Genomic DNA, 357 nt, shown 5'->3' on the forward strand with positions numbered 1-357 from the left:
GCAATATCTGATCGTAAAGCGTGCCGAAGGCGGCGACGTCGGCGCCGCTCAGTACCATGCCTTTTTGTCGGACCGCCTCGCACAGCGCGTTGGTTTGGCAGAGGAACTTGCCCATTCGCTCGGGCCAAGCCTGGCCGGTCAGTTCCTGCACATAGACCAGTTCGCGCAGCAAATGGGCGTTGCACAGGGCGTGTATGCAATCGAGCGTCCAGTACGGCGCCCAGCAATCATGCACGAGAACGCCCAGCCGATTTGGCAAGATGCCATGCGCGGCGATCGCCTCCATGCCGCGCTTGGCATGCACGCCGTACCAGGTATGGGTGGCGGTCGCGGCGATATGCAGCCAGTGCAGTGTCT

General features: G+C 62.2%; 1 protein-coding gene. It reads right to left on the bottom strand.

Annotated elements, in window-relative coordinates:
* On the bottom strand, positions 1–357 hold a 357-nt coding region (locus F1735_RS34425), incomplete at both ends, for an IS66 family transposase (RefSeq protein ID WP_229506105.1).

It is taken from the genome of Massilia genomosp. 1 (genome assembly GCF_011682185.1).
GTDB classification, from domain to species: Bacteria; Pseudomonadota; Gammaproteobacteria; order Burkholderiales; family Burkholderiaceae_D; genus Telluria_A; species Telluria_A rubra.